Genomic DNA, 17,857 nt, shown 5'->3' with positions numbered 1-17,857 from the left:
AAATTGACGCTTGGGCCGCGTTTGGCCCAGGCATGACCCACTGTTGAAAGGAATCCGGCCCATGGCCCATGTCATCCGCAATTTCCAGCGCCCTTCCAGAGCCGATATCGAGGCGATCAGCAAATTCAGCCCCGCCACCATTCACGAGGCGCAGGGCAAGCTCGGCGCTCTCGATTATCGCATCAAGCCGATCAAGCCCGGTCTGAAAATCTGCGGCCCGGCAATCACCGCAAAATGCCATATTGGCGATAATCTGATGATCTTCGAGGCCATCAATCTGGCAAAGCCCGGCGATGTGCTGGTCATCGATGGCGGCGACAATCCCAATCAGGGCGGCTTTGGCGATGTGCTGGCTGCCGCCTGCATCGGCAAGGGCATTGTCGGCTTCGTGGTCAGCGCCGCCGTGCGTGATGGCAAGGGGCTGCGCGAGATCGGTTTCCCGGTGTTCTCGCTCGGGCTTTGCATGAAGGGTACCTCCAAGGACACGCTCGGCACCATCAACCATCCGGTCGTGGTGGGCGGTGAACTGATCAGCCCCGGCGATATAATCTGCGGCGATGATGACGGCGTTGTCGTCGTTCGCGAGAGCGATATCCCGAAACTCGTCAAGGCCTGCCGGGAGCGCGACGACCACGAGAACCACATGATGGAACTGCACCGTCAGGGCAAGATGGATATCGAGGATCGCTATGAAATGATGCGCTCGAAAGGATGTGTCTGGGCCGATTGAGCCGGCGTTTCGACATCTGAATACGCCGTGTCGGGAGGCGCGGCGTATTTCTCAATGTGGAGGGGAGATAATCATGGCCGAACACGGCTCGAAACTGACGGCGAATATTCTGTCCGGGGCTTTCTTTCTGGTGGCCGCCGCCGGGCTTTATTATGGCGCGCGGCCGCTGAGCATGGGCACCAATTTCCAGCCCGGACCGGGTTATATGCCGACGGTCATCGCGGCCTTGATGTTTGCGCTGGGTATCGCGCTGGTTTTGCAGGATCTGCTGGGAAAGACACCGTCCGAAGCCTGGGTGGCGCCGAAAATGCGCCCGTTTCTGGCGGTGGCCGGCATTGCAGGCTTTGCGCTGCTGATCGAGCCATTGGGCTTTATCGCCGCTGCTTTCGTGCTGATCGTGCTCGCCTGCATCGCCTATGGCAGGATCCGGCCGGTTGAAGTTCTGCTGCTTTCAGCGGTGCTCATCCTTGCCTGTATCCTCATTTTCGTTGTGGGTCTCGGACAGAGGATACCGCTGCTGCCATGACCGATCTTCTTTCCAATATCGTCCTCGGTTTCGGTGTGGCCGTCACGCCGGTAAACCTCTTTTATTGCCTGCTGGGTGTCACGCTCGGTACGATGATCGGCATCCTGCCGGGCATTGGCCCTTCCGCCACTGTCGCACTGCTTCTGCCCATCACCTATACCATGCCGGATACGGCGGCGCTGATCATGCTTGCGGGGATTTTCTACGGTGCGCAATATGGCGGTTCGACCACGGCGATCCTTGTCAATCTGCCGGGCGAATCCTCGTCCGTCGTCACCTGCATCGATGGATATGCCATGGCGCGGCAGGGCAGGGCGGGTGTGGCGCTGGCCACGGCGGCGCTCGGGTCGTTTTTTGCCGGCACGGTGGCGACGGTCCTGATCGTCGTTGTCGCAAAGCCGCTTTCGGCCATTGCGCTTGCCTTCGGCCCGGCCGATTATTTCAGTCTGGTGATCTTCGGGCTGCTATTTGCCGTGTTCCTGTCCAGCGGATCGCCGGTCAAGGCGGTCGGCATGGTCGCCTTCGGTATCGCGCTCAGCCTCGTCGGCATCGATCCGACATCGGGCGAGCAGCGTTTCACTTTCGGCATGGCGGAACTGTTCGACGGCATCGATTTCGTCGTTCTTGCCATCGGGCTGCTAGGCGTCAGCGAAATCCTCTTCAACCTGCAGCAGGGCGTGGAGCGGGATGCGGGAGCGGTAAAGACCGGATCGCTGATGCCGACGCGGGAGGATTTCAAACAGGCTTTCCCCGCCGTCCTGCGTGGCACGGCGCTCGGTTCTTTCCTCGGCGTGCTGCCCGGTGGCGGTGCGATCATGAGTTCTTTCGCGAGCTACGCGCTGGAACGCAAGATCGCCAAGGATCCATCCCGTTTCGGCAAGGGCGCAATCGAAGGGCTGGCGGGGCCGGAAAGCGCCAATAATGCCGGCGCGCAGACCTCCTTCATCCCGCTTCTGACGCTCGGCATTCCCGCCAACGGCCTGATGGCGCTGATGGTCGGGGCGATGATGATCCAGGGCATTACGCCGGGACCGGAGGTCATGCAATCGCGGCCCGACCTTTTCTGGGGGCTTATCGCCAGCATGTGGGTGGGCAATCTTTTGCTTCTGGTGCTGAACCTGCCGCTGATCGGCATCTGGGTCCGCCTTCTCGGCATTCCCTATCGCTTCTTATGCCCCGCCATTTTGATGTTCTGCGCCATCGGGGCCTATGGACTGTCCTACAGCGTCATCGACGTTCTGTTCTGCGCGGTCTTCGGCATTGTCGGCTTCTTCCTGCGCAAGATCGGCTGCGAGCCGGCGCCGCTGGTGCTGGGCTTCGTTCTCGGTCCGCTTCTGGAGCAGAATATGCGTCTTGGGCTGCTGATTTCGCAGGGAAGTTTCTCGACATTCGTCACCCATCCGATCAGCGCCACCCTGCTCGCTTTGTCCGGCATGGTCGTCATCATGATGGCGATGCCGGCGATCATGCGCCGTCGCGAGGTGGTGTTTCAGGGTGACGACGACTGACGATTAATCAAGCCGGCGCGGCCGGCCAAACAAAGGTGAACCATGCATATTCTGATAATCGGCGCGGCCGGAATGATCGGCCGCAAATTGACGCAACGTCTCGCTTCTGACGGAGCGCTTGGCGGTGCGAAGATCACCGAGATGACCCTGACGGATGTTTTCGAGCCGGTTGCGCCGAAAGGCTTCGGCGGCGCAGTGACCGGCGAGCGCAGCGATCTTTCGAATGTCGGCGTCGCCGAAAAGCTGATCGCCAAGCGACCGGATGTGATCTTCAACCTCGCCGCCGTGGTTTCGGGAGAGGCGGAGGCCGATTTCGAGAAAGGCTATCGCATCAATCTCGATGGCGGACGTTCACTGTTCGAGGCTATTCGTCTGGAGCATCAGAAGGACGGATATCGGCCGCGGGTGGTCTTTTGCTCGTCGCTCGCCGTGTTCGGATCGCCATTTCCCAAGGTGATCGGCGACGAGTTCCTGCCGGCACCGCTGACCAGCTATGGCACGCAGAAGGCGATCGTGGAGCTGTTGCTTGCGGATTATAGCCGTCGCGGTTTCTTCGATGGCGTCAGCCTCCGCCTGCCCACCATCTGCATCCGCCCCGGCAAGCCGAATGCGGCCGCCTCCGGCTTCTTCTCCAATATCCTGCGCGAACCGCTGGTGGGCCAGGAGGCGGTGCTGCCCGTTGCCGATACCGTGCGCCACTGGTTCGCCAGCCCGCGCTCGGCCGTCGCCTTCCTGTTGCGCGCCGCGACCGTCGATCTCTCCGGGCTTGGCGTTCGCCGCAATCTCATCATGCCGGGGCTTTCTGCCACGGTGGCCGATGAAATCGAGGCCCTGCGTGCCTTTGCCGGGGAAAAGGCCGTAGCGCTTATCAAGCGCGTTCCCGACGAGCGGATCATCCGGATCGTCGACGGCTGGGCCGAGGATTACGATCCGCAGCTTGCGCTGTCGCTCGGCTTCCGGGCGGAAACGTCCTTTGCCGAAATCATTCAGGCGCATGTGGAAGATGAGCTGGAGGGGAAAGCAGCATGAGTGATGGAAAGATCGCGCTCGTTACGGGCGGAGGAACAGGAGTAGGCAAGGCGATTGCCAAGGCGCTCCTGGAAGAGGGTTACAGCGTTGCGATCACGGGGCGGCGGCGTGAGGTTCTGGATACCGCCGTCGCCGAATGGCGCGAACATGGAGACCGTATTCTGGCCGTCGCGGCCGATATTTCCCTTCCGGTCGATGTCGAACGGCTGTTTGCGGAGGTCACCGGACGTTTTGGCCGCCTCGACCTTCTGGTCAACAATGCCGGCATGTCGGCACCGGCGGTCCATATCGAAGATGTACCGTTCGAAACCTGGAATGCCGTGGTGGGAGCCAATCTCACCGGCGCTTTCCTTTGCACGCAGGCGGCGTTTCGTCAGATGAAGGCGCAGTCGCCGCAGGGCGGGCGCATCATCAATAATGGCTCGATTTCGGCCACCACGCCGCGTCCGCGTTCGGCGCCATACACCGCGACCAAACACGCGATCACCGGCCTTACCAAGTCGGCCGCGCTGGATGGCCGGGCATTCAACATCGCCTGCGGCCAGATCGATATCGGCAATGCCAGCACCGAAATGACGCGTGCCATGGCGACCGGGGTGCTGCAGGCGGATGGCAGCACCGCCATCGAACCCACCATCGATGCCAGCATCGTCGCCCGGGCCGTGGTGCATATGGCCTCGCTGCCGCTCGAGGCGAATGTGCTGACCATGACGGTGATGGCGAGCGGCATGCCGTTCGTCGGCCGTGGGTGAGGAGCGCGCATGAAGCCGGATCTTCTGCAAACCTACCCTCTTCAGCCGCAGATCGAGGCCGAGCTGCAAAAACGCTTCCGGGTCTATCGCTGGCACGAAATATCCGACAAACAGGCGTTTCTGCAGGCGGAGGCGGCTTCGATAAAGGCTGTTGTCACCGGCGGCCATATCGGCCTTGCCCCTGATCTCGCCGCCTGCCTGCCCGCTCTCGAAATCGTCGCCATCAACGGCGTCGGTTTCGACAAGGTCGATCTCGATCAGGCCCGCGCGCGCGGCTTCAGGGTGACGAACACGCCTGACGTGCTGACCGAGGATGTCGCCGATCTCGCCATCGGCCTTTCCATCATGCTGTTGCGCCAGCTTGTCAGCGCGGATCACCATGTCCGCTCGGGAGAGTGGAAAAAAGTCGAGATGCCGCTTGGCAACAAGGCCTCGCGGCGGCGTTACGGGATTTATGGGCTTGGTCGCATAGGCCGCGCCATCGCAGCGCGGCTGGAAGCCTTCGACGCGGAGATTTCCTATTTCAGCCGGCGGAAACAGGACGTGGCCTATGGTTATCATTCAACGGCAGTGTCGCTCGCAAGCGCCTGCGATGTCCTGATCGTCGCGGCGGCGGCGACGCCGGAGACCAGACACGCGATCAACCGCGAGGTGTTGGCGGCGCTGGGGCCGGGCGGTGTGCTCGTCAACGTTGCCAGAGGATCGCTGGTGGATGAAAAGGCGCTGGTCGATATTCTTATGGCAGGCGGGCTGAAGGGTGCGGCGCTCGATGTCTTCGAGAACGAGCCGCATGTTCCCGAGGCGCTGATCGGCATGCGCAATGTCGTTCTCGCCCCGCACATCGGCGCTGCGACCCATGAGACGCGGCTTCAGATGGGCGCTCTGGTTCTCGCCAATCTGGATGCGCATTTCGCAGGGCAGGACCTGCCGACGGCCGTGGTCTAGAATGTGCCGGTGGCCGGCATGGGGATGCATGCCCCGCCGGCCGGATTGCCGCATCGCTGAAAGTGGCGCAATCACCATCCATACAAGTTGCTTATTACTCCAAAAAAAATCGGTCTTAGGCAAGCGATGAAAGCTTCACTAATGTTTGCTCAACGATAGGGGACAAACATGCCATTCTCAGATTACAAGACCGCACTCGTAACCGGCGCATCTTCCGGAATTGGCGCCGCCGTCGTGGAGCGCCTTTGCCGCGAAGGGCTGGAAGTGCATGCGGTTGCCAGAAGTGCGGACGCTCTCAACAAGCTGGCGAAGCGCACGGGCTGCTTTGCCCACGCCATCGATGTGACGGATCGGCCGGCGCTTGCAAAGCTCACCAGTGAAGTTGCGTTCGATGTCCTCGTGAACAATGCCGGTGTCGACCGCCCGAAGAAGTTTCTGGAAGCGGATGAGAGCGATATCGATCTCCTGATCGATGTGAACCTGCGCGCCGTGCTGCATCTGTGCCGCATGGTGGTGCCGGCTATGGTGGCGCGCGATCGCGGTCATGTCATCAACATCTCCTCCATTGCCGGCAATTACAATTTCGGCGGCAATTCCACCTATCATGCCAGCAAGGCCGGCGTGGCAATGCTGTCCAACCAGCTGCGTATCGATGCTTTCGGTAAACGCGTGCGGGTGACGGAAATCTGCCCCGGCCGCGTCGCGACCGACATTTTCAACCATGTGCACGGCGATGATCCGAGCATTCGCGAACGTTTCATCGATGGTTTCGAATTGCCGCAGGCATCCGATATCGCCGATGCGATTGCGTTTGCCATCGCCGCACCCGTGGCCATGAATATCGGCCACATGGAAATTACCCCGACGCTTCAGGTCATGGGCGGGCTGCAGACGGCCAAGCCCCAGACCTCTGAAAAGGTCGCGGCGGGCGGAGCCGGAGGAAAAGTCGCGTGAGCGGTTTTGACCTCGGCGCAATCTTGAACAATGCGGACTATGTCTCGATGCTTTTGCATGGCATCCAGATGACGTTCATCATCTATGCCGGCTCGTGGCTGCTCGCCATGTCGCTGGCCATCGTGCTTCTCGCTATCCGCCTCTCGCCCTTCCGCTTCGGCGACCCACTGGTGGCGGCCTATGTGTCCTATCATCGCAACGTGCCGACGCTGGTGCAGCTGATGCTCTGGTATTTCGGCGTCTTCACGCTGCTGCCGAGCGGGCTGGCCAACTGGCTTTCCAGCCACAATGCGGAAGCGATCTTCGCCATTATCGGCCTTGGCCTCTGTCAGGCGGCCTATTTCAGCGAGGATCTGCGTTCGGGCGTTCGCTCCATCAATCCCGGCCAGATGGAGGCGGCGCGTGCGCTCGGGCATAGCTATGTCTCGGCCATGCGCTTCGTCATCATGCCGCAGGGCGTTCGCAACGCGCTGCCGCCGCTCATCAACCACAGCACCTCGCTTTTCAAGAACAGCAGTCTCGGCGTTCTGATCGGCGCACCGGAACTGACCCATGCGGTCAAGGAGGTCGAAAATCTGAGTTTCCGGACGTTTGAGGTCTATCTGGTCGCCACCGTGCTTTATCTGTTCTTCTCGCTGCTGATCATGGGTCTTGGAGCCTATATCTCCATGCGTGCCGATCCTCTGCGGAGGGCGCGGGCATGATCCACGACATGATCACAATCATCCAGGATTACTGGCTGCTGCTCCTGATCGGCCAATATCCCAATGGTCCGCTCGGCGGCCTTGCCAACACGCTCATCCTCTCAGCGCTCAGCATCGCGCTCGCCTTTCCCGTCAGCATCCTGATGGCGCTGGCGCGGCTGTCGAAATGGCGGGCCCTGCGCTGGCCGGTGACCGCGGTGGTCTATTTCACCCGTGGCGTGCCGCTGCTGATGCTCATTCTCTGGAGCTATTTTCTCGTTCCGCTCTGGACCGGCGCCGATGTGCCGAGCTTCGTGACGATGCTGACCACGCTCGTCATCTATCAGGGCGCTTTCATGAGTGAAGTCGTCCGTGCCGGCATCGTATCGCTGGGCACGGGGCAGATGGATGCAGCACGGGCGCTTGGCCACGGTTATTTCGGTGCGATGCGTTATGTCATCCTGCCGCAGGCGCTCTACAACATGATCCCGAGCCTGATCTCGACTTTCGTATCCACCATCAAGGATACGACGCTCGGTTATGTCATCAATGTGCCTGATCTGACCTTTGCGGCAAACCAGGTGAACAATCAGCTTTTGACCCAGCCCTTCCAGGTCTTCCTCATTCTGGCGCTGGTTTATTACATCATCTGCTGGTCGCTCACCCATGTCGCCAATCTTCTCGAGCGACGTATCGCCCGCCGCCGGGCCGGCCCGCGCGGCAAGCTTGCCGCAGACACGGCACCGGCCCCCGCCAATATCGCTACGGAGCAGCTATGACCGCGCCAGTTTCCGCCACTCAGGACTACACCATCACGCTTTCGCAGGTCTGCAAAAGCTATGGCGATTATCAGGTGCTCAAGGATGTCAACGAAAACGTCACCCGTGGCGAGGTCGTCGTCATTTGCGGGCCGTCGGGTTCCGGCAAGTCCACCCTCATCCGCACGATCAACCGTCTGGAAGAGATCAGCAGCGGGTCGATCATGCTGGATGGCAGGAACATCCATGCCCAGATGCGCGCAAAGGAGCTGAACGCGCTGCGCAGCCGGGTCGGGTTCGTCTTCCAGAGCTTCAACCTCTTCCCGCATCTTTCGGTGGTGGAAAATGTCTCCATGTCGCCGATCCGAGTGAAGGGTGTTTCTCCCGCGGTCGCCCATGACAAGGCGCTGAAGCTTCTCGATCGCGTCGGCCTTGCCGATAAGGCCGGTTCCTATCCCGCCCAGCTTTCCGGCGGTCAGCAACAGCGCGTCGCCATCGCGCGGGCGCTCGCCATGGAGCCGCCGGTCATGCTGTTCGACGAGCCGACCTCAGCGCTCGATCCGGAAATGGTCGGTGAGGTGCTCGCGGTCATGAAGAGCCTCGCCGCCGAAGGCATGACCATGCTCTGCGTCACCCATGAAATGGGCTTTGCCCGTGAAGTGGCCGACCGCATCTGGTTCATCGATGCCGGGCGCATTCTCGAAACGGCAAAACCGGACGAGTTTTTCAAAAATCCGCAACATCCGCGTGCCCAGCGGTTTCTTGCCGATTTGAGACACTAGACCCAACCTCTATAATAACGGGAGAACTGAAATGAACTGGAAGTGCATTACTCTTACCGCCATATTGGCAACCTCGGCTGCGGTCCTGCCGGCCAAGGCCGACCAGCTCGATACGATCATTGCGAACAAGACGCTGCGTTGCGCGACATTCGCCGATGTGCCGCCTTTCGCCTCGCCGGACCCGAAGACGCGCGAAATGGCGGGCTTCGATGTCGATCTGTGCGGCGCCATCGCCAAGGAACTCGGCGTCAAGGCAGAGATCAAGCCAGTGTCGGTTGAAGCGCGCGTTCCCGAAGTCAAGCTCGGCCGCGTCGACCTCTCGGTCGCCAACCTCGCTTACACCCAGAGCCGCGCCGAACAGATCCAGTTCAGCGACCCATATTATCTGGCTAAGGAAATGCTGATCGTTCCGGTCGATGACCCCGGCACCAAGAAGTCCGATTTCGTCGGCCAGCGCATCGCGTCCAGCAAGGGGTCGACGTCGGAACTCTCCGTCAAGCTCAACAAGTCCGAGCCGCTGACATTCCAGGATACGGCATCCGCCTATCTCGCCGTCCAGCAGGGCAAGGCGCGCGGCATTGTCGGCAACACCATGACGATGACCAAGTTCGTCAATGAATCCAAGACCAAGGGCAAGCCGATGCGCATGATCGAAGAGCCGATGCTCTTCCAGCCCATCGGCATCGGCATGGCCAAGGACAACCCGGCGCTGACCGCAAAGATCAACGAAATCCTGCGCAAGCTCGATGCGGATGGCGAGATCAACCGCATCTGGGACAAGTGGCTTGGCCCGAACACCGAATACAAGATGACACGCACCGACAAGGTCGTGCCTCTGTCCGAACTGAAGTTCGACCCGATCCCCTGAGTTTCGGCTCAGCCTCGGCCAATTTCCAACTCTTCAACACTATCGGTCGGCGAGAAGCTCTCGCCGACAGCTTCAACGTGGGAGGTTTTTCATGATCCACATTAAAGATATCGCGCAGCGTCCGGCCAAGGCGGATGTCGACGCCCTTGCCAAATTCTCTCCCGCCACGATCCATGAGGCGCAGGGACGTCGCGGCGCATTGTCCTCTCGACTGAAACCGGTCGATTATCGCATGAAGCTTTGCGGCCCGGCCTTCACGGTGAAATGCGCGCCGCGCGACAACATCATGCTGCAGCTCGCCATCAACTATGCCAAGCCGGGTGACATCATCGTCGTTTCCGCCGGCGAATATGAAGAAGCCGGTTCCTTCGGTGACGTTCTCGCCAATGCCTGCCTCGCAAAAGGCATCGGTGGCCTGGTGACGGATACCGGCGTGCGCGATACGCTGCAACTGCGGGACCTCGGCTTCCCGGTCTTCTCGCTCAGCGTCTGCATCAAGGGCACGGTCAAGGAGACCATTGCTGCGGTCAACGATCAGGTGATCGTCGGCGGCGAAATCATCAATCCGGGCGATATCATCGTCGGCGACGCCGATGGCCTTGTGGTCGTCAGGCGCGAAGAAGCGCAGGAAGCGGCCAAGCTTTCGCAGGCCCGCGAAGATGCCGAGGCCGGTTACATCGAAGCCTACAAGCAGGGCAAGTCGGTGATCGAGGTCAGCAAGCTCGAGCCGGTTCTGAAAGCCAAGGGCCTCGTGGTCGATATTTGAGACAAGTCCGGACAATGGGCAACGGCGGCGACTGCCGCCGTGCGAGCCTTATGGGAGGAGAGACTATGAAAGCGGTTGTCATCCACGCGGCGAAGGATCTGCGGATCGAGGAACGGGAGGCCGAGCAGCCCGGCCCGGGGCAGGTCGATGTGGCCATCGAAGCGGGTGGCATCTGCGGCTCCGATCTGCATTATTACAATCATGGCGGCTTCGGCACGGTGCGCGTGCGGGAGCCGATGATCCTCGGCCATGAGGTGGCCGGCACCATCAAGGCTTTGGGGGAGGGTGTCTCCGGCCTCGCCGTCGGCGACCGTGTTGCCGTATCGCCGAGCCGGCCCTGCAACCATTGCGAATTCTGCCTGAAGGGTCAGCAGAACCAGTGCCTCAACATGCGCTTTTACGGCTCCGCCATGCCCATGCCGCATATTCAGGGCGCGTTTCGTCAGCGTCTCGTCGCCGAGGCCTATCAGTGCCACAAGGTGCGGGATGGCGTCTCCATTCATGAAGCGGCGATGGCCGAACCTTTCGCGGTAACGCTGCATGGCGTCAACCGCGCCGGCGCATTGACCGACAAACGCGTTCTCGTCACCGGCTGTGGGCCGATCGGTGCGCTTGCCATCATCGCCGCCCGCGCCCATGGCGCGCGAGAAATCGTCGCAACCGACGTCATGGATGCGGTTCTTCAAAAGGCGCTCGCCATCGGTGCCGACCGTGTCATCAATGTCGCCAGTGATCCGGATGCGCTCTCCGCCTATTCGGTAAACAAGGGCTATTTCGATGTGCAATTCGAGGCGTCCGGCAATGAAAGGGCCGTCCGTTCGGGTCTTGAAGCGCTGAAGCCGCGCTCAACGGTGGTGCAACTCGGTCTCGGCGGCGATGTGTCCATTCCGCAGAACATGGTGGTTGCCAAGGAAATCGAGATGAAGGGCACTTTCCGGTTCCATGAGGAATTCGGACTTGCCGTCGATTTCATCAACCAGCGCCGTGTCGACCTGAAGCCCTTGCTGACCGGAACCTTTCCATTGGAAGAGGCGGTTGCGGCATTCGAAGCCGCCGGTGACAGAAGCAGGTCGATGAAGGTTCAACTCGCCTTCTGATCTCTCTCACCGTGGCATCAGATGAATGCCGGCAAGCGTGCAGCGCACCGAACCGCCGGCCTTCTCGATTGTTGGTATATCCAGCGGCACGGGAACGGCGCTCTCGCGGATCGTATCTATCTGGGCCGGTGTGAGCGACGCGAATGCGGTGGTGGAGAGCGCAAGGATGCGGCCGTCGCGTCCCTGTAGCTCCAGCGCATTGCCGACGAAGCTGCGAATCTGGGCGTTGGTAAGCGCGATGACTTGTCGTCCCGAGCGTTCGAGCCGGTTGACGATTTCCGCGCGCCGCAGGCCGTCGGCGATCATGTCGAGACCTATCATCGCGTAATCCGTGCCGATGCACATCAGCACATTGGTGTGGTAGACCGGCACGCCGGCTTCGTCGCGTGCGTCGAACACCATCGGCTCGAAATTGAAATGGGTCGAGAAGCGTTCGAGCGCGATCGGATCGGTGCGGTCGGAGCGTACGGCGTAGGCGACACGGTCGATATGATCGAGAACCATCGCGCCGGTTCCTTCCAGAAACAGGCCGTCCGGCTCCAGGCCGGAATAATCGATGATGTCCTGAACGCGGTAGCGGTTTTTCAGCATCTCGATGACGTCCTGGCGTCGCTCGAGCCTGCGGCTTTCGGCTTTCATCGGATAGATGGCGACATGGCCGCCCGCATGGGTGGAAAACCAGTTATTGGGAAAGACCGAATCCGGTGTGCGGCTGCCTTCGTCTTCAAAGAGATGCACGGTCACGCCATGGCTTTCCAGCGTCTGTGCGGCGCGGGTGATTTGCGCATGGGCGATGGCGCTGAAGTCCTCGCCGCTGTCGGGCGTTGCCTGAAACCGGTTGTCGGCTGCGGTCTCGGTATTGACCGTGAAATGGTGCGGACGCACCATTACGACCGCGGCCGGAGCTTGAATGGAATAGGTTTTTTTCATAACCTTGCTCCTCAGGCCCGGGCGCGTTGCAGCATGCCGAAGAGATCGCGTGGATCATCGGGATCGGCGATGATGTCGATCTCCTTGTAAAAGGCGGAGCCCTCCAGCTTTCCGCGCACGTAACGCAGTGCGGAAAAGTCCTCTATGGCGAAACCGACGCTGTCGAACAGGGTGATCTGGCCTGCGTCCCGCCGTCCTTCGGCTTCGCCGACGATTACTTTCCAAAGCTCGGTCACCTGATAATCCGGGTCCATCTGCTGAATTTCACCCTCGATACGCGTCTGCGGCGGATATTCAACGAAGGTGTCGGCGCGCAGCAATATATCCCTGTGCAGTTCCGTCTTGCCGGGACAATCGCCGCCGATGGCGTTGATGTGCACACCGGCGCCGACCATATTGTCGGTCAGGATTGTCGCATATTGCTTGTCGGCGGTGCAGGTGGTGACGATGCCGGCCCCTTCGATTGCGGCCTGTGCCGATTTGCATGGGGTCACGGTCAGGCCGCTCCCTTTCAGGTTCGCGGCTGTCTTTTCGGTGGCGCGGGGGTCGATGTCGTAAAGGCGCACTTCCTTTATGCCGAGTACCGCCTTCATGGCCAGCGCCTGGAATTCCGCCTGAGCTCCGTTGCCGATCATCGCCATGGTGTCGGCACCCTTCGGCGCAAGATGGCGGGCGGCCATTGCCGAGGTGGCGGCAGTGCGCAGCGCCGTCAGGAGCGTCATCTCGGTCAAAAGCACTGGATAACCGGTCGAGACTGAGGCAAGCAGGCCGAAAGCGGTCACGGTCTGGAGCCCCTCGGCCATGTTTTTCGGATGGCCGTTCACATATTTGAAGCCGTAAATCTCACCGTCTGATGTTGGCATCAGTTCGATGACGCCTTCGCGGGAATGGGAGGCAACGCGGGGTGTCTTGTCGAAGCACTCCCATCGGCGAAAATCGGCTTCGATGGCGTCGGTTAGCTCAACGAGCATCTGCTCGATGCCGATATGATGCACGAGGCGCATCATGTTTTCGACGCTGACGAAGGGGATAAGGGCTTTGGCGGATGGGGACAGGGGCATATGGGCAACTCCTCACTTGTTGGAATGAGGATATCCGCCACACCTGTTCAACCGAAATCGCAAAACCTTGTTATTTCTGAAACTATTTTGCACAATATGCTCAGTCCTGTTGTCAATTCTGTCAGGAATTTCAATGAGCATCGCCAAATACATGCCCGATGAGCTAGACCGGCAAATCATTGCCCATCTGAGGGTCGACGGCCGCGCCTCGCTGGCCAAGCTGTCCGATGTATTGGGCGTGGCGCGCGGTACGGTTCAAAACAGGTTGGACCGGTTGACGGAAACCGGCACGCTGCTTGGTTTTACCGTGCGTGTGCGTGAGGATTATGATGACCGGGCGGTGCATGCGGTCATGATGATCGAGGTCATGGGCAAATCCACCACGCAGGTCATCCGCAAGCTGCGTGGTATCGCAGAGATTTCCTCGCTGCACACCACCAATGGCAACTGGGACCTCGTGGCCAATATTCGCGCCGGAAGCCTCTCGGATTTCGATCGCGTGCTGCGCGAGGTCCGCATGATAGACGGTGTCTCGAACAGCGAAACCAGCCTCTTGCTGAGTAGCGTCTAATCACTGACGGAGAAAACAGCTTTACCCTTCAGGTGCCTGACAAAACGCTGTTCCAGAACCTCGCTTCCCCACTGGCTGCCCGGATGTTCCTCCATACACGTAAAGCCATTGGCTTCATAAAGATGCCGTGCGGCCAGAAGGCCGTTGAACGTCCATAGATGGGTCTCAGCGAAGGCCTTTTCATCTGCAAAGGCAAGTGCAGCCGCCAGCAGCCGGCGTCCGACCCCGCCTCCACGCACGCCATCATCGACAATGAACCAGCGCAGATGCGCGATACCGGATCCCAGATCCTCGCCGTCGATGGCAACGGAGCCGATGATCTCCTGTCCCCGCATTGCGACCCATATTGCATTTTTCGGGTTTTCGAGCCGGTTGCAAAAGGAGGCGAGACCTTCGGCGACAACGGATTCGAAGCGCTGGCCGAAACCCGATGTCCGGGCGTAATAGAGCGCGTGCATCTGCGTGATGCGGGCAATGAGGCCCGGCCTGTAACCTTCGACGATTTCGATCGCGGGCGTAGCGGCCTCGCCCCGGTCTCCCAGCGCATCGGCGTAAAGGCGCAGCCCTTCGAGGATCGTATGTCCGTCCGCCGGCGTAAGCCGCATCATGGCGCTCGAGACCTGCCGGTTTGCAAAGCCGTGAATTGCTCCAACCCTCTCCTGTCCTCGTCCGGTGAGATACAGCCGTTTGATGCGACTATCCTCCCCATCCGTCTCCTCCAGAACATCACCAGATAGGACAAGCTTGCGGAGCATGCGGCTGACGCTTGACTTCTCAAGCCGGAGCAGTTTGCCCAGATCACGCGCCGTGATACCCGGGCAGGCGTCGAGCTCAATCAGCGCATGGACGGCAGAGGGCGGCAAATCGGTGCCAGCGAAACCCCCACCCATGAAACCGAGTTCGCGGACAAGGCGGCGCGAGGTGGAGCGGATGTCGTTTATGGGGAAGGGTTGCTGTGACACGCTGAAATCCATTATGGTTGCACGATACAACCATAATCATAATCTGCATGACCTGCCAAGATCGCGTTGTTCAAAATGCTGGATTTCTCCGCGAAAGCGGGCAATCCTCACCCCATAACTCGGAAAAAGGATTGTGAAGCTGCGGCTGTCGGCAAACGTCCATTCACCGGGTCTCTTGCCGGTTCGCACAGTTTTTATCCGGCTATGGAGAGGCCATGCCCGATACGCCTCGATTCTTCCGTTATGCCGTTTTAGCTGCGATGTTTCCCGTCGCAGCCCTGGGGGTGTTGGGAACGCCAAATCAATATCGCGCTATCGGCATTGATGCCGTTGATTGCGATGGGCCGATGTCCGTGCTGATCGCAGCCGTGCCGGCACTCGCGGCCTACGCCATTGTTGGATGGCTGTTTCTTTCCGGCGCCAGGCGCCATCGTTCATTGATGGCGGGCGGTGTCTGCGGGCTGATTTGTCTGGCGCTTATCTGGAGTATCGGCGCGGCGCTTCTGGAACATCGGCGAAATGCGGCCGAAATGGTATGTGATGCCAGTGGCCGGCTCTAACACTACTCTGGCTCGCTGATTGGAATGTTTCGGGTGAAAACCCAACTCACTCTTTTCCACCCACCTTAGTCGCGAAACCGCACGTTCCGGCGTGTCAGCTGGTCGACCGTGGTGCAACCCATCAGCTTCATGCCGCGCTCGATCTCGATACGCATCAGCTCAAGAGCGCGCTCCACACCGGATTGCCCGGCGGCAGCCAGCGGGAAAAGATAATAGCGGCCAAGCCCCACGGCCTTCGCCCCGAGAGAGAGCGCCTTGAGAACATGCGTCCCGCGCTGCACGCCGCCATCCATCATGACGTCGATCCGGTCACCGACCGCATCGACAATCTCGGAGAGCTGATCGAAGGCGCTGCGGGAGCCATCCAGCTGGCGGCCGCCGTGATTGGAAAGCACAATGCCGCTGCAGCCGATCTCGACGGCGCGTCTTGCGTCATCGACGGACATGATCCCCTTCAGGCAAAAGGGGCCGCCCCATTCGCGCACCATCTGCGCCACATCGTCCCAGTTCATGGAAGGGTCGAGCATCTCGGTGAAATAGCGGCTGATGGAGAGCGCGCCACCATCCATTTTGATGTGGCCATCAAGCTGCGGCAGGCTGAAGCGCTCGTGCGTGAGGTAATTAATGCCCCAGGCAGGCTTGATTGCGAATTGCGCGATGCCGGAAAGATTGAGCTTGAAGGGAATGGCAAAGCCGGTTCGCTTGTCCCGCTCGCGGTTTCCACCCGTGATGCTATCCACCGTCAGCATCATCGTCTGCACGCCGGCAGTCTTGGCCCGTGCCATCATATCGCGGTTTAGGCCACGGTCCTTGTGGAAATAGAACTGATAGACCTGCGGCCCGCCGCTGATGCGGCGCGCTTCCTCGAGGCTGGTGGTGCCAAGCGAGGAGACGCCGAACATGGTGCCATATTTTCCCGCAGCCGCCGCGACTGCCCGCTCACCCTGATGGTGAAAGAGCCGCTGCAGCGCCGTCGGGGAACAATAGACCGGCATCGCCAGCTTCTGGCCCATGACGGTGACAGACATGTCCACATCCGCGACGCCGCGCAACACGTCGGGAACGAGATCACAGTTCTCGAAGGCGGCCGTGTTGCGGCGGTACGTCACCTCGTCATCGGCGGCGCCGTCTATGTAGTTGAAGATCGGTCCGGGAAGACGCTGCTTCGCCATGCGGCGAAAGTCGTGGAAATTATAGCAGTCCTTGAGTTGCATCTGTTATCCGACCGGTCCGGTGTGAAAGCGTTCAAAAGATCGCCGAAACCTATACCGGGGATTTGGCACGGGCAATTGCACCAAGGACGATTTCGGTTCCCTGTTGAAAGGCTTTTGGTCGGCTGCGGCGATTCAGGCAGGGTTTGCCAGCTGCTGGGTGGAAACGGTGTGCAGGGCTTTGCCGGTGTCGAAGAAGCTCTGGATGTTGCCGATCGTGGTGTCCGCGATATTCTTGAGAGCTTCCTGCGTGAAGAAACCCTGATGGCCAGTGACCAGAACATTGGGGAAGGTCAGCAGTCGCGCGAAGACATCGTCGCGCAGCACGTCGTTTGAAAGATCTTCGAAGAAGAGATCGGCCTCCTCTTCGTAGACATCGATGCCGAGACTGCCGATCGTGCCATCCTTCAGACCTGCAATCGCGGCCCGCGTATCGATGATTGCGCCGCGGCTGGTGTTGACGAGCATCACGCCTTTTTTCAGCAGTGGTAACGTTTCCCTGCGGATCAGATGGCGGGTCTGAGGCGTGAGCGGGCACATCAGCGCAAGAATGTCCGATGTGCGGAGCAACTCCTCCCGGGCAACATAAACCATGCCCAGGGCCTCGCAATCGGGATTCGGATATGGATCGTGCCCGATGAGACGACAGCCGAAGCCGGCCGCGATGCGCGCAAAAATCGCGCCGATCTTTCCCGTGCCGACGATGCCGACCGTCTTGCCGTGCAGATCGAAACCAAGCAGCCCATCAAGGGCGAAGTTGCCTTCGCGCACCCGGTTATAGGCGCGGTGAATCTTGCGGTTGAGCGCCAGGATGAGTGCCATGGTGTGCTCGGCGACTGCATAGGGCGAATAGGCGGGGACACGGGCGATTGTCAGGCCCAGCGTCTCGGCCGCCGCGAGATCAACCTGATTGAAGCCGGCGCAGCGCAGGGCGACGAGCCGCACGCCGCTCTCCACCAGCTTCTCGAGCACGGGTCGCGACAGATCGTCGTTGACGAAGGCGCAGATCGCGACAGCTCCTTTAGCGAGAGCCACCGTCTCAAGGGAGAGGCGCGCTTCGCAATATTGCATCCGCATGCCGGACGGGGTAGCGGCGTCAAGAAACTGCCTGTCATAGGGTTTGGCGCTATAGACCACGATCCGCATCTGCTTCTCCAGTATCGG

General features: G+C 60.3%; 20 protein-coding genes. 15 read left to right on the top strand and 5 right to left on the bottom strand.

Annotated features, from left to right (window positions below; all coding sequences use genetic code 11):
- Window positions 1-61 precede the first annotated feature (61 nt).
- The 13 genes from FY152_18775 to FY152_18715 all read left to right on the top strand — a co-directional run bounded on the left by FY152_18775 (window position 62) and on the right by FY152_18715 (window position 11,398).
- Window positions 62-730 (top strand): 4-carboxy-4-hydroxy-2-oxoadipate aldolase/oxaloacetate decarboxylase, encoded by a 669-nt coding sequence (locus tag FY152_18775; GenBank protein UXS34193.1) that lies wholly within the window; start codon window positions 62-64, stop codon window positions 728-730.
- Between the two features lie 73 nt (window positions 731-803).
- Entirely contained in the window at window positions 804-1,256 is a 453-nt protein-coding gene (locus tag FY152_18770; protein ID UXS34192.1) for a tripartite tricarboxylate transporter TctB family protein, read from the top strand.
- Window positions 1,253-2,764, top strand: a complete 1,512-nt coding sequence (locus FY152_18765; protein ID UXS34191.1) for a tripartite tricarboxylate transporter permease — start codon at window positions 1,253-1,255, stop codon at window positions 2,762-2,764. The genes FY152_18770 and FY152_18765 overlap by 4 nt, the downstream gene beginning before the upstream one ends.
- Window positions 2,765-2,806: 42 nt before the next feature.
- Complete coding sequence (locus tag FY152_18760) at window positions 2,807-3,793, top strand: SDR family oxidoreductase (protein ID UXS34190.1); 987 nt, start codon at window positions 2,807-2,809, stop codon at window positions 3,791-3,793.
- Window positions 3,790-4,545, top strand: coding sequence for an SDR family oxidoreductase (locus FY152_18755; protein UXS34189.1), 756 nt, complete (start codon window positions 3,790-3,792; stop codon window positions 4,543-4,545). Before FY152_18760 ends, FY152_18755 begins: the two co-directional genes overlap by 4 nt.
- Window positions 4,546-4,554: 9 nt before the next feature.
- Window positions 4,555-5,490 carry a 2-hydroxyacid dehydrogenase gene (locus tag FY152_18750; GenBank protein UXS34188.1) on the top strand — a complete coding sequence of 312 codons (936 nt, stop codon included), beginning with the start codon at window positions 4,555-4,557 and terminating at the stop codon, window positions 5,488-5,490.
- 168 nt (window positions 5,491-5,658) lie between these two features.
- On the top strand, window positions 5,659-6,444 hold the full coding sequence (locus FY152_18745; protein UXS34187.1) for an SDR family oxidoreductase: 786 nt from the start codon (window positions 5,659-5,661) through the stop codon (window positions 6,442-6,444).
- Window positions 6,441-7,148, top strand: a complete 708-nt coding sequence (locus FY152_18740) for an amino acid ABC transporter permease (GenBank protein UXS34186.1) — start codon at window positions 6,441-6,443, stop codon at window positions 7,146-7,148. The genes FY152_18745 and FY152_18740 overlap by 4 nt, the downstream gene beginning before the upstream one ends.
- Window positions 7,145-7,906: an amino acid ABC transporter permease gene (locus FY152_18735; GenBank protein ID UXS34185.1), complete on the top strand. Its 762-nt coding sequence runs from the start codon at window positions 7,145-7,147 to the stop codon at window positions 7,904-7,906. Before FY152_18740 ends, FY152_18735 begins: the two co-directional genes overlap by 4 nt.
- Complete coding sequence (locus FY152_18730; GenBank protein UXS34184.1) at window positions 7,903-8,667, top strand: amino acid ABC transporter ATP-binding protein; 765 nt, start codon at window positions 7,903-7,905, stop codon at window positions 8,665-8,667. Before FY152_18735 ends, FY152_18730 begins: the two co-directional genes overlap by 4 nt.
- A gap of 31 nt (window positions 8,668-8,698) precedes the next feature.
- Entirely contained in the window at window positions 8,699-9,535 is an 837-nt protein-coding gene (locus FY152_18725) for an ABC transporter substrate-binding protein (protein ID UXS34183.1), read from the top strand.
- Between the two features lie 91 nt (window positions 9,536-9,626).
- The gene (locus tag FY152_18720; protein ID UXS34182.1) at window positions 9,627-10,301 is read left to right on the top strand and encodes an RraA family protein; all 675 of its coding nucleotides are present in this window, start codon (window positions 9,627-9,629) and stop codon (window positions 10,299-10,301) included.
- Between the two features lie 65 nt (window positions 10,302-10,366).
- On the top strand, window positions 10,367-11,398 hold the full coding sequence (locus tag FY152_18715) for an L-idonate 5-dehydrogenase (GenBank protein ID UXS34181.1): 1,032 nt from the start codon (window positions 10,367-10,369) through the stop codon (window positions 11,396-11,398).
- A gap of 6 nt (window positions 11,399-11,404) precedes the next feature.
- Here the strand turns inward: FY152_18715 and FY152_18710 are convergent, their stop codons facing one another.
- Window positions 11,405-12,328, bottom strand: a complete 924-nt coding sequence (locus tag FY152_18710) for an amidinotransferase (protein UXS34180.1) — start codon at window positions 12,326-12,328, stop codon at window positions 11,405-11,407.
- An 11-nt stretch (window positions 12,329-12,339) separates the two neighbouring features.
- A complete protein-coding gene (locus FY152_18705; GenBank protein ID UXS34179.1) occupies window positions 12,340-13,389 on the bottom strand; it encodes an ornithine cyclodeaminase in 1,050 nt (349 codons plus the stop codon).
- A 133-nt stretch (window positions 13,390-13,522) separates the two neighbouring features.
- Between FY152_18705 and FY152_18700 the strand changes: the two genes are divergently transcribed.
- Window positions 13,523-13,960, top strand: coding sequence for an Lrp/AsnC family transcriptional regulator (locus FY152_18700; protein UXS34178.1), 438 nt, complete (start codon window positions 13,523-13,525; stop codon window positions 13,958-13,960).
- Here the strand turns inward: FY152_18700 and FY152_18695 are convergent.
- Complete coding sequence (locus FY152_18695; GenBank protein UXS34177.1) at window positions 13,957-14,934, bottom strand: winged helix-turn-helix transcriptional regulator; 978 nt, start codon at window positions 14,932-14,934, stop codon at window positions 13,957-13,959. The two genes, FY152_18700 and FY152_18695, sit on opposite strands and share 4 nt — an antisense overlap.
- A 203-nt stretch (window positions 14,935-15,137) precedes the next feature.
- Here FY152_18695 and FY152_18690 point away from each other — a divergent pair, with 203 nt between their 5' ends.
- Complete coding sequence (locus FY152_18690; protein UXS34176.1) at window positions 15,138-15,482, top strand: hypothetical protein; 345 nt, start codon at window positions 15,138-15,140, stop codon at window positions 15,480-15,482.
- 65 nt (window positions 15,483-15,547) lie between these two features.
- Here the strand turns inward: FY152_18690 and FY152_18685 are convergent, their stop codons facing one another.
- Together FY152_18685 and FY152_18680 are read right to left on the bottom strand one after the other, a co-directional pair.
- Window positions 15,548-16,696, bottom strand: coding sequence for an alpha-hydroxy-acid oxidizing protein (locus tag FY152_18685; GenBank protein ID UXS34175.1), 1,149 nt, complete (start codon window positions 16,694-16,696; stop codon window positions 15,548-15,550).
- Between the two features lie 132 nt (window positions 16,697-16,828).
- Complete coding sequence (locus FY152_18680; GenBank protein UXS34174.1) at window positions 16,829-17,839, bottom strand: 2-hydroxyacid dehydrogenase; 1,011 nt, start codon at window positions 17,837-17,839, stop codon at window positions 16,829-16,831.
- Window positions 17,840-17,857 lie beyond the last annotated feature (18 nt).

Origin of the sequence: Agrobacterium tumefaciens (assembly GCA_025560025.1) — a bacterium.
Classification (GTDB): Bacteria; Pseudomonadota; Alphaproteobacteria; order Rhizobiales; family Rhizobiaceae; genus Agrobacterium.
Note: the sequence above shows the minus strand (reverse complement) of the source record. Positions and strands in the feature narration are given on the sequence as shown.

Coding starts and splice junctions, on each gene's coding strand:
- FY152_18770 (UXS34192.1), top strand. CDS start 804: ATGGCCGAACACGGCTCGAAACTGACGGCGAATATTCTGTCCGGGGCT.
- FY152_18695 (UXS34177.1), bottom strand. CDS start 14,934: ATGGATTTCAGCGTGTCACAGCAACCCTTCCCCATAAACGACATCCGC.
- FY152_18715 (UXS34181.1), top strand. CDS start 10,367: ATGAAAGCGGTTGTCATCCACGCGGCGAAGGATCTGCGGATCGAGGAA.
- FY152_18750 (UXS34188.1), top strand. CDS start 4,555: ATGAAGCCGGATCTTCTGCAAACCTACCCTCTTCAGCCGCAGATCGAG.
- FY152_18690 (UXS34176.1), top strand. CDS start 15,138: ATGCCCGATACGCCTCGATTCTTCCGTTATGCCGTTTTAGCTGCGATG.
- FY152_18760 (UXS34190.1), top strand. CDS start 2,807: ATGCATATTCTGATAATCGGCGCGGCCGGAATGATCGGCCGCAAATTG.
- FY152_18705 (UXS34179.1), bottom strand. CDS start 13,389: ATGCCCCTGTCCCCATCCGCCAAAGCCCTTATCCCCTTCGTCAGCGTC.
- FY152_18685 (UXS34175.1), bottom strand. CDS start 16,696: ATGCAACTCAAGGACTGCTATAATTTCCACGACTTTCGCCGCATGGCG.
- FY152_18765 (UXS34191.1), top strand. CDS start 1,253: ATGACCGATCTTCTTTCCAATATCGTCCTCGGTTTCGGTGTGGCCGTC.
- FY152_18710 (UXS34180.1), bottom strand. CDS start 12,328: ATGAAAAAAACCTATTCCATTCAAGCTCCGGCCGCGGTCGTAATGGTG.
- FY152_18680 (UXS34174.1), bottom strand. CDS start 17,839: ATGCGGATCGTGGTCTATAGCGCCAAACCCTATGACAGGCAGTTTCTT.
- FY152_18745 (UXS34187.1), top strand. CDS start 5,659: ATGCCATTCTCAGATTACAAGACCGCACTCGTAACCGGCGCATCTTCC.
- FY152_18735 (UXS34185.1), top strand. CDS start 7,145: ATGATCCACGACATGATCACAATCATCCAGGATTACTGGCTGCTGCTC.
- FY152_18775 (UXS34193.1), top strand. CDS start 62: ATGGCCCATGTCATCCGCAATTTCCAGCGCCCTTCCAGAGCCGATATC.
- FY152_18730 (UXS34184.1), top strand. CDS start 7,903: ATGACCGCGCCAGTTTCCGCCACTCAGGACTACACCATCACGCTTTCG.
- FY152_18725 (UXS34183.1), top strand. CDS start 8,699: ATGAACTGGAAGTGCATTACTCTTACCGCCATATTGGCAACCTCGGCT.
- FY152_18755 (UXS34189.1), top strand. CDS start 3,790: ATGAGTGATGGAAAGATCGCGCTCGTTACGGGCGGAGGAACAGGAGTA.
- FY152_18700 (UXS34178.1), top strand. CDS start 13,523: ATGAGCATCGCCAAATACATGCCCGATGAGCTAGACCGGCAAATCATT.
- FY152_18720 (UXS34182.1), top strand. CDS start 9,627: ATGATCCACATTAAAGATATCGCGCAGCGTCCGGCCAAGGCGGATGTC.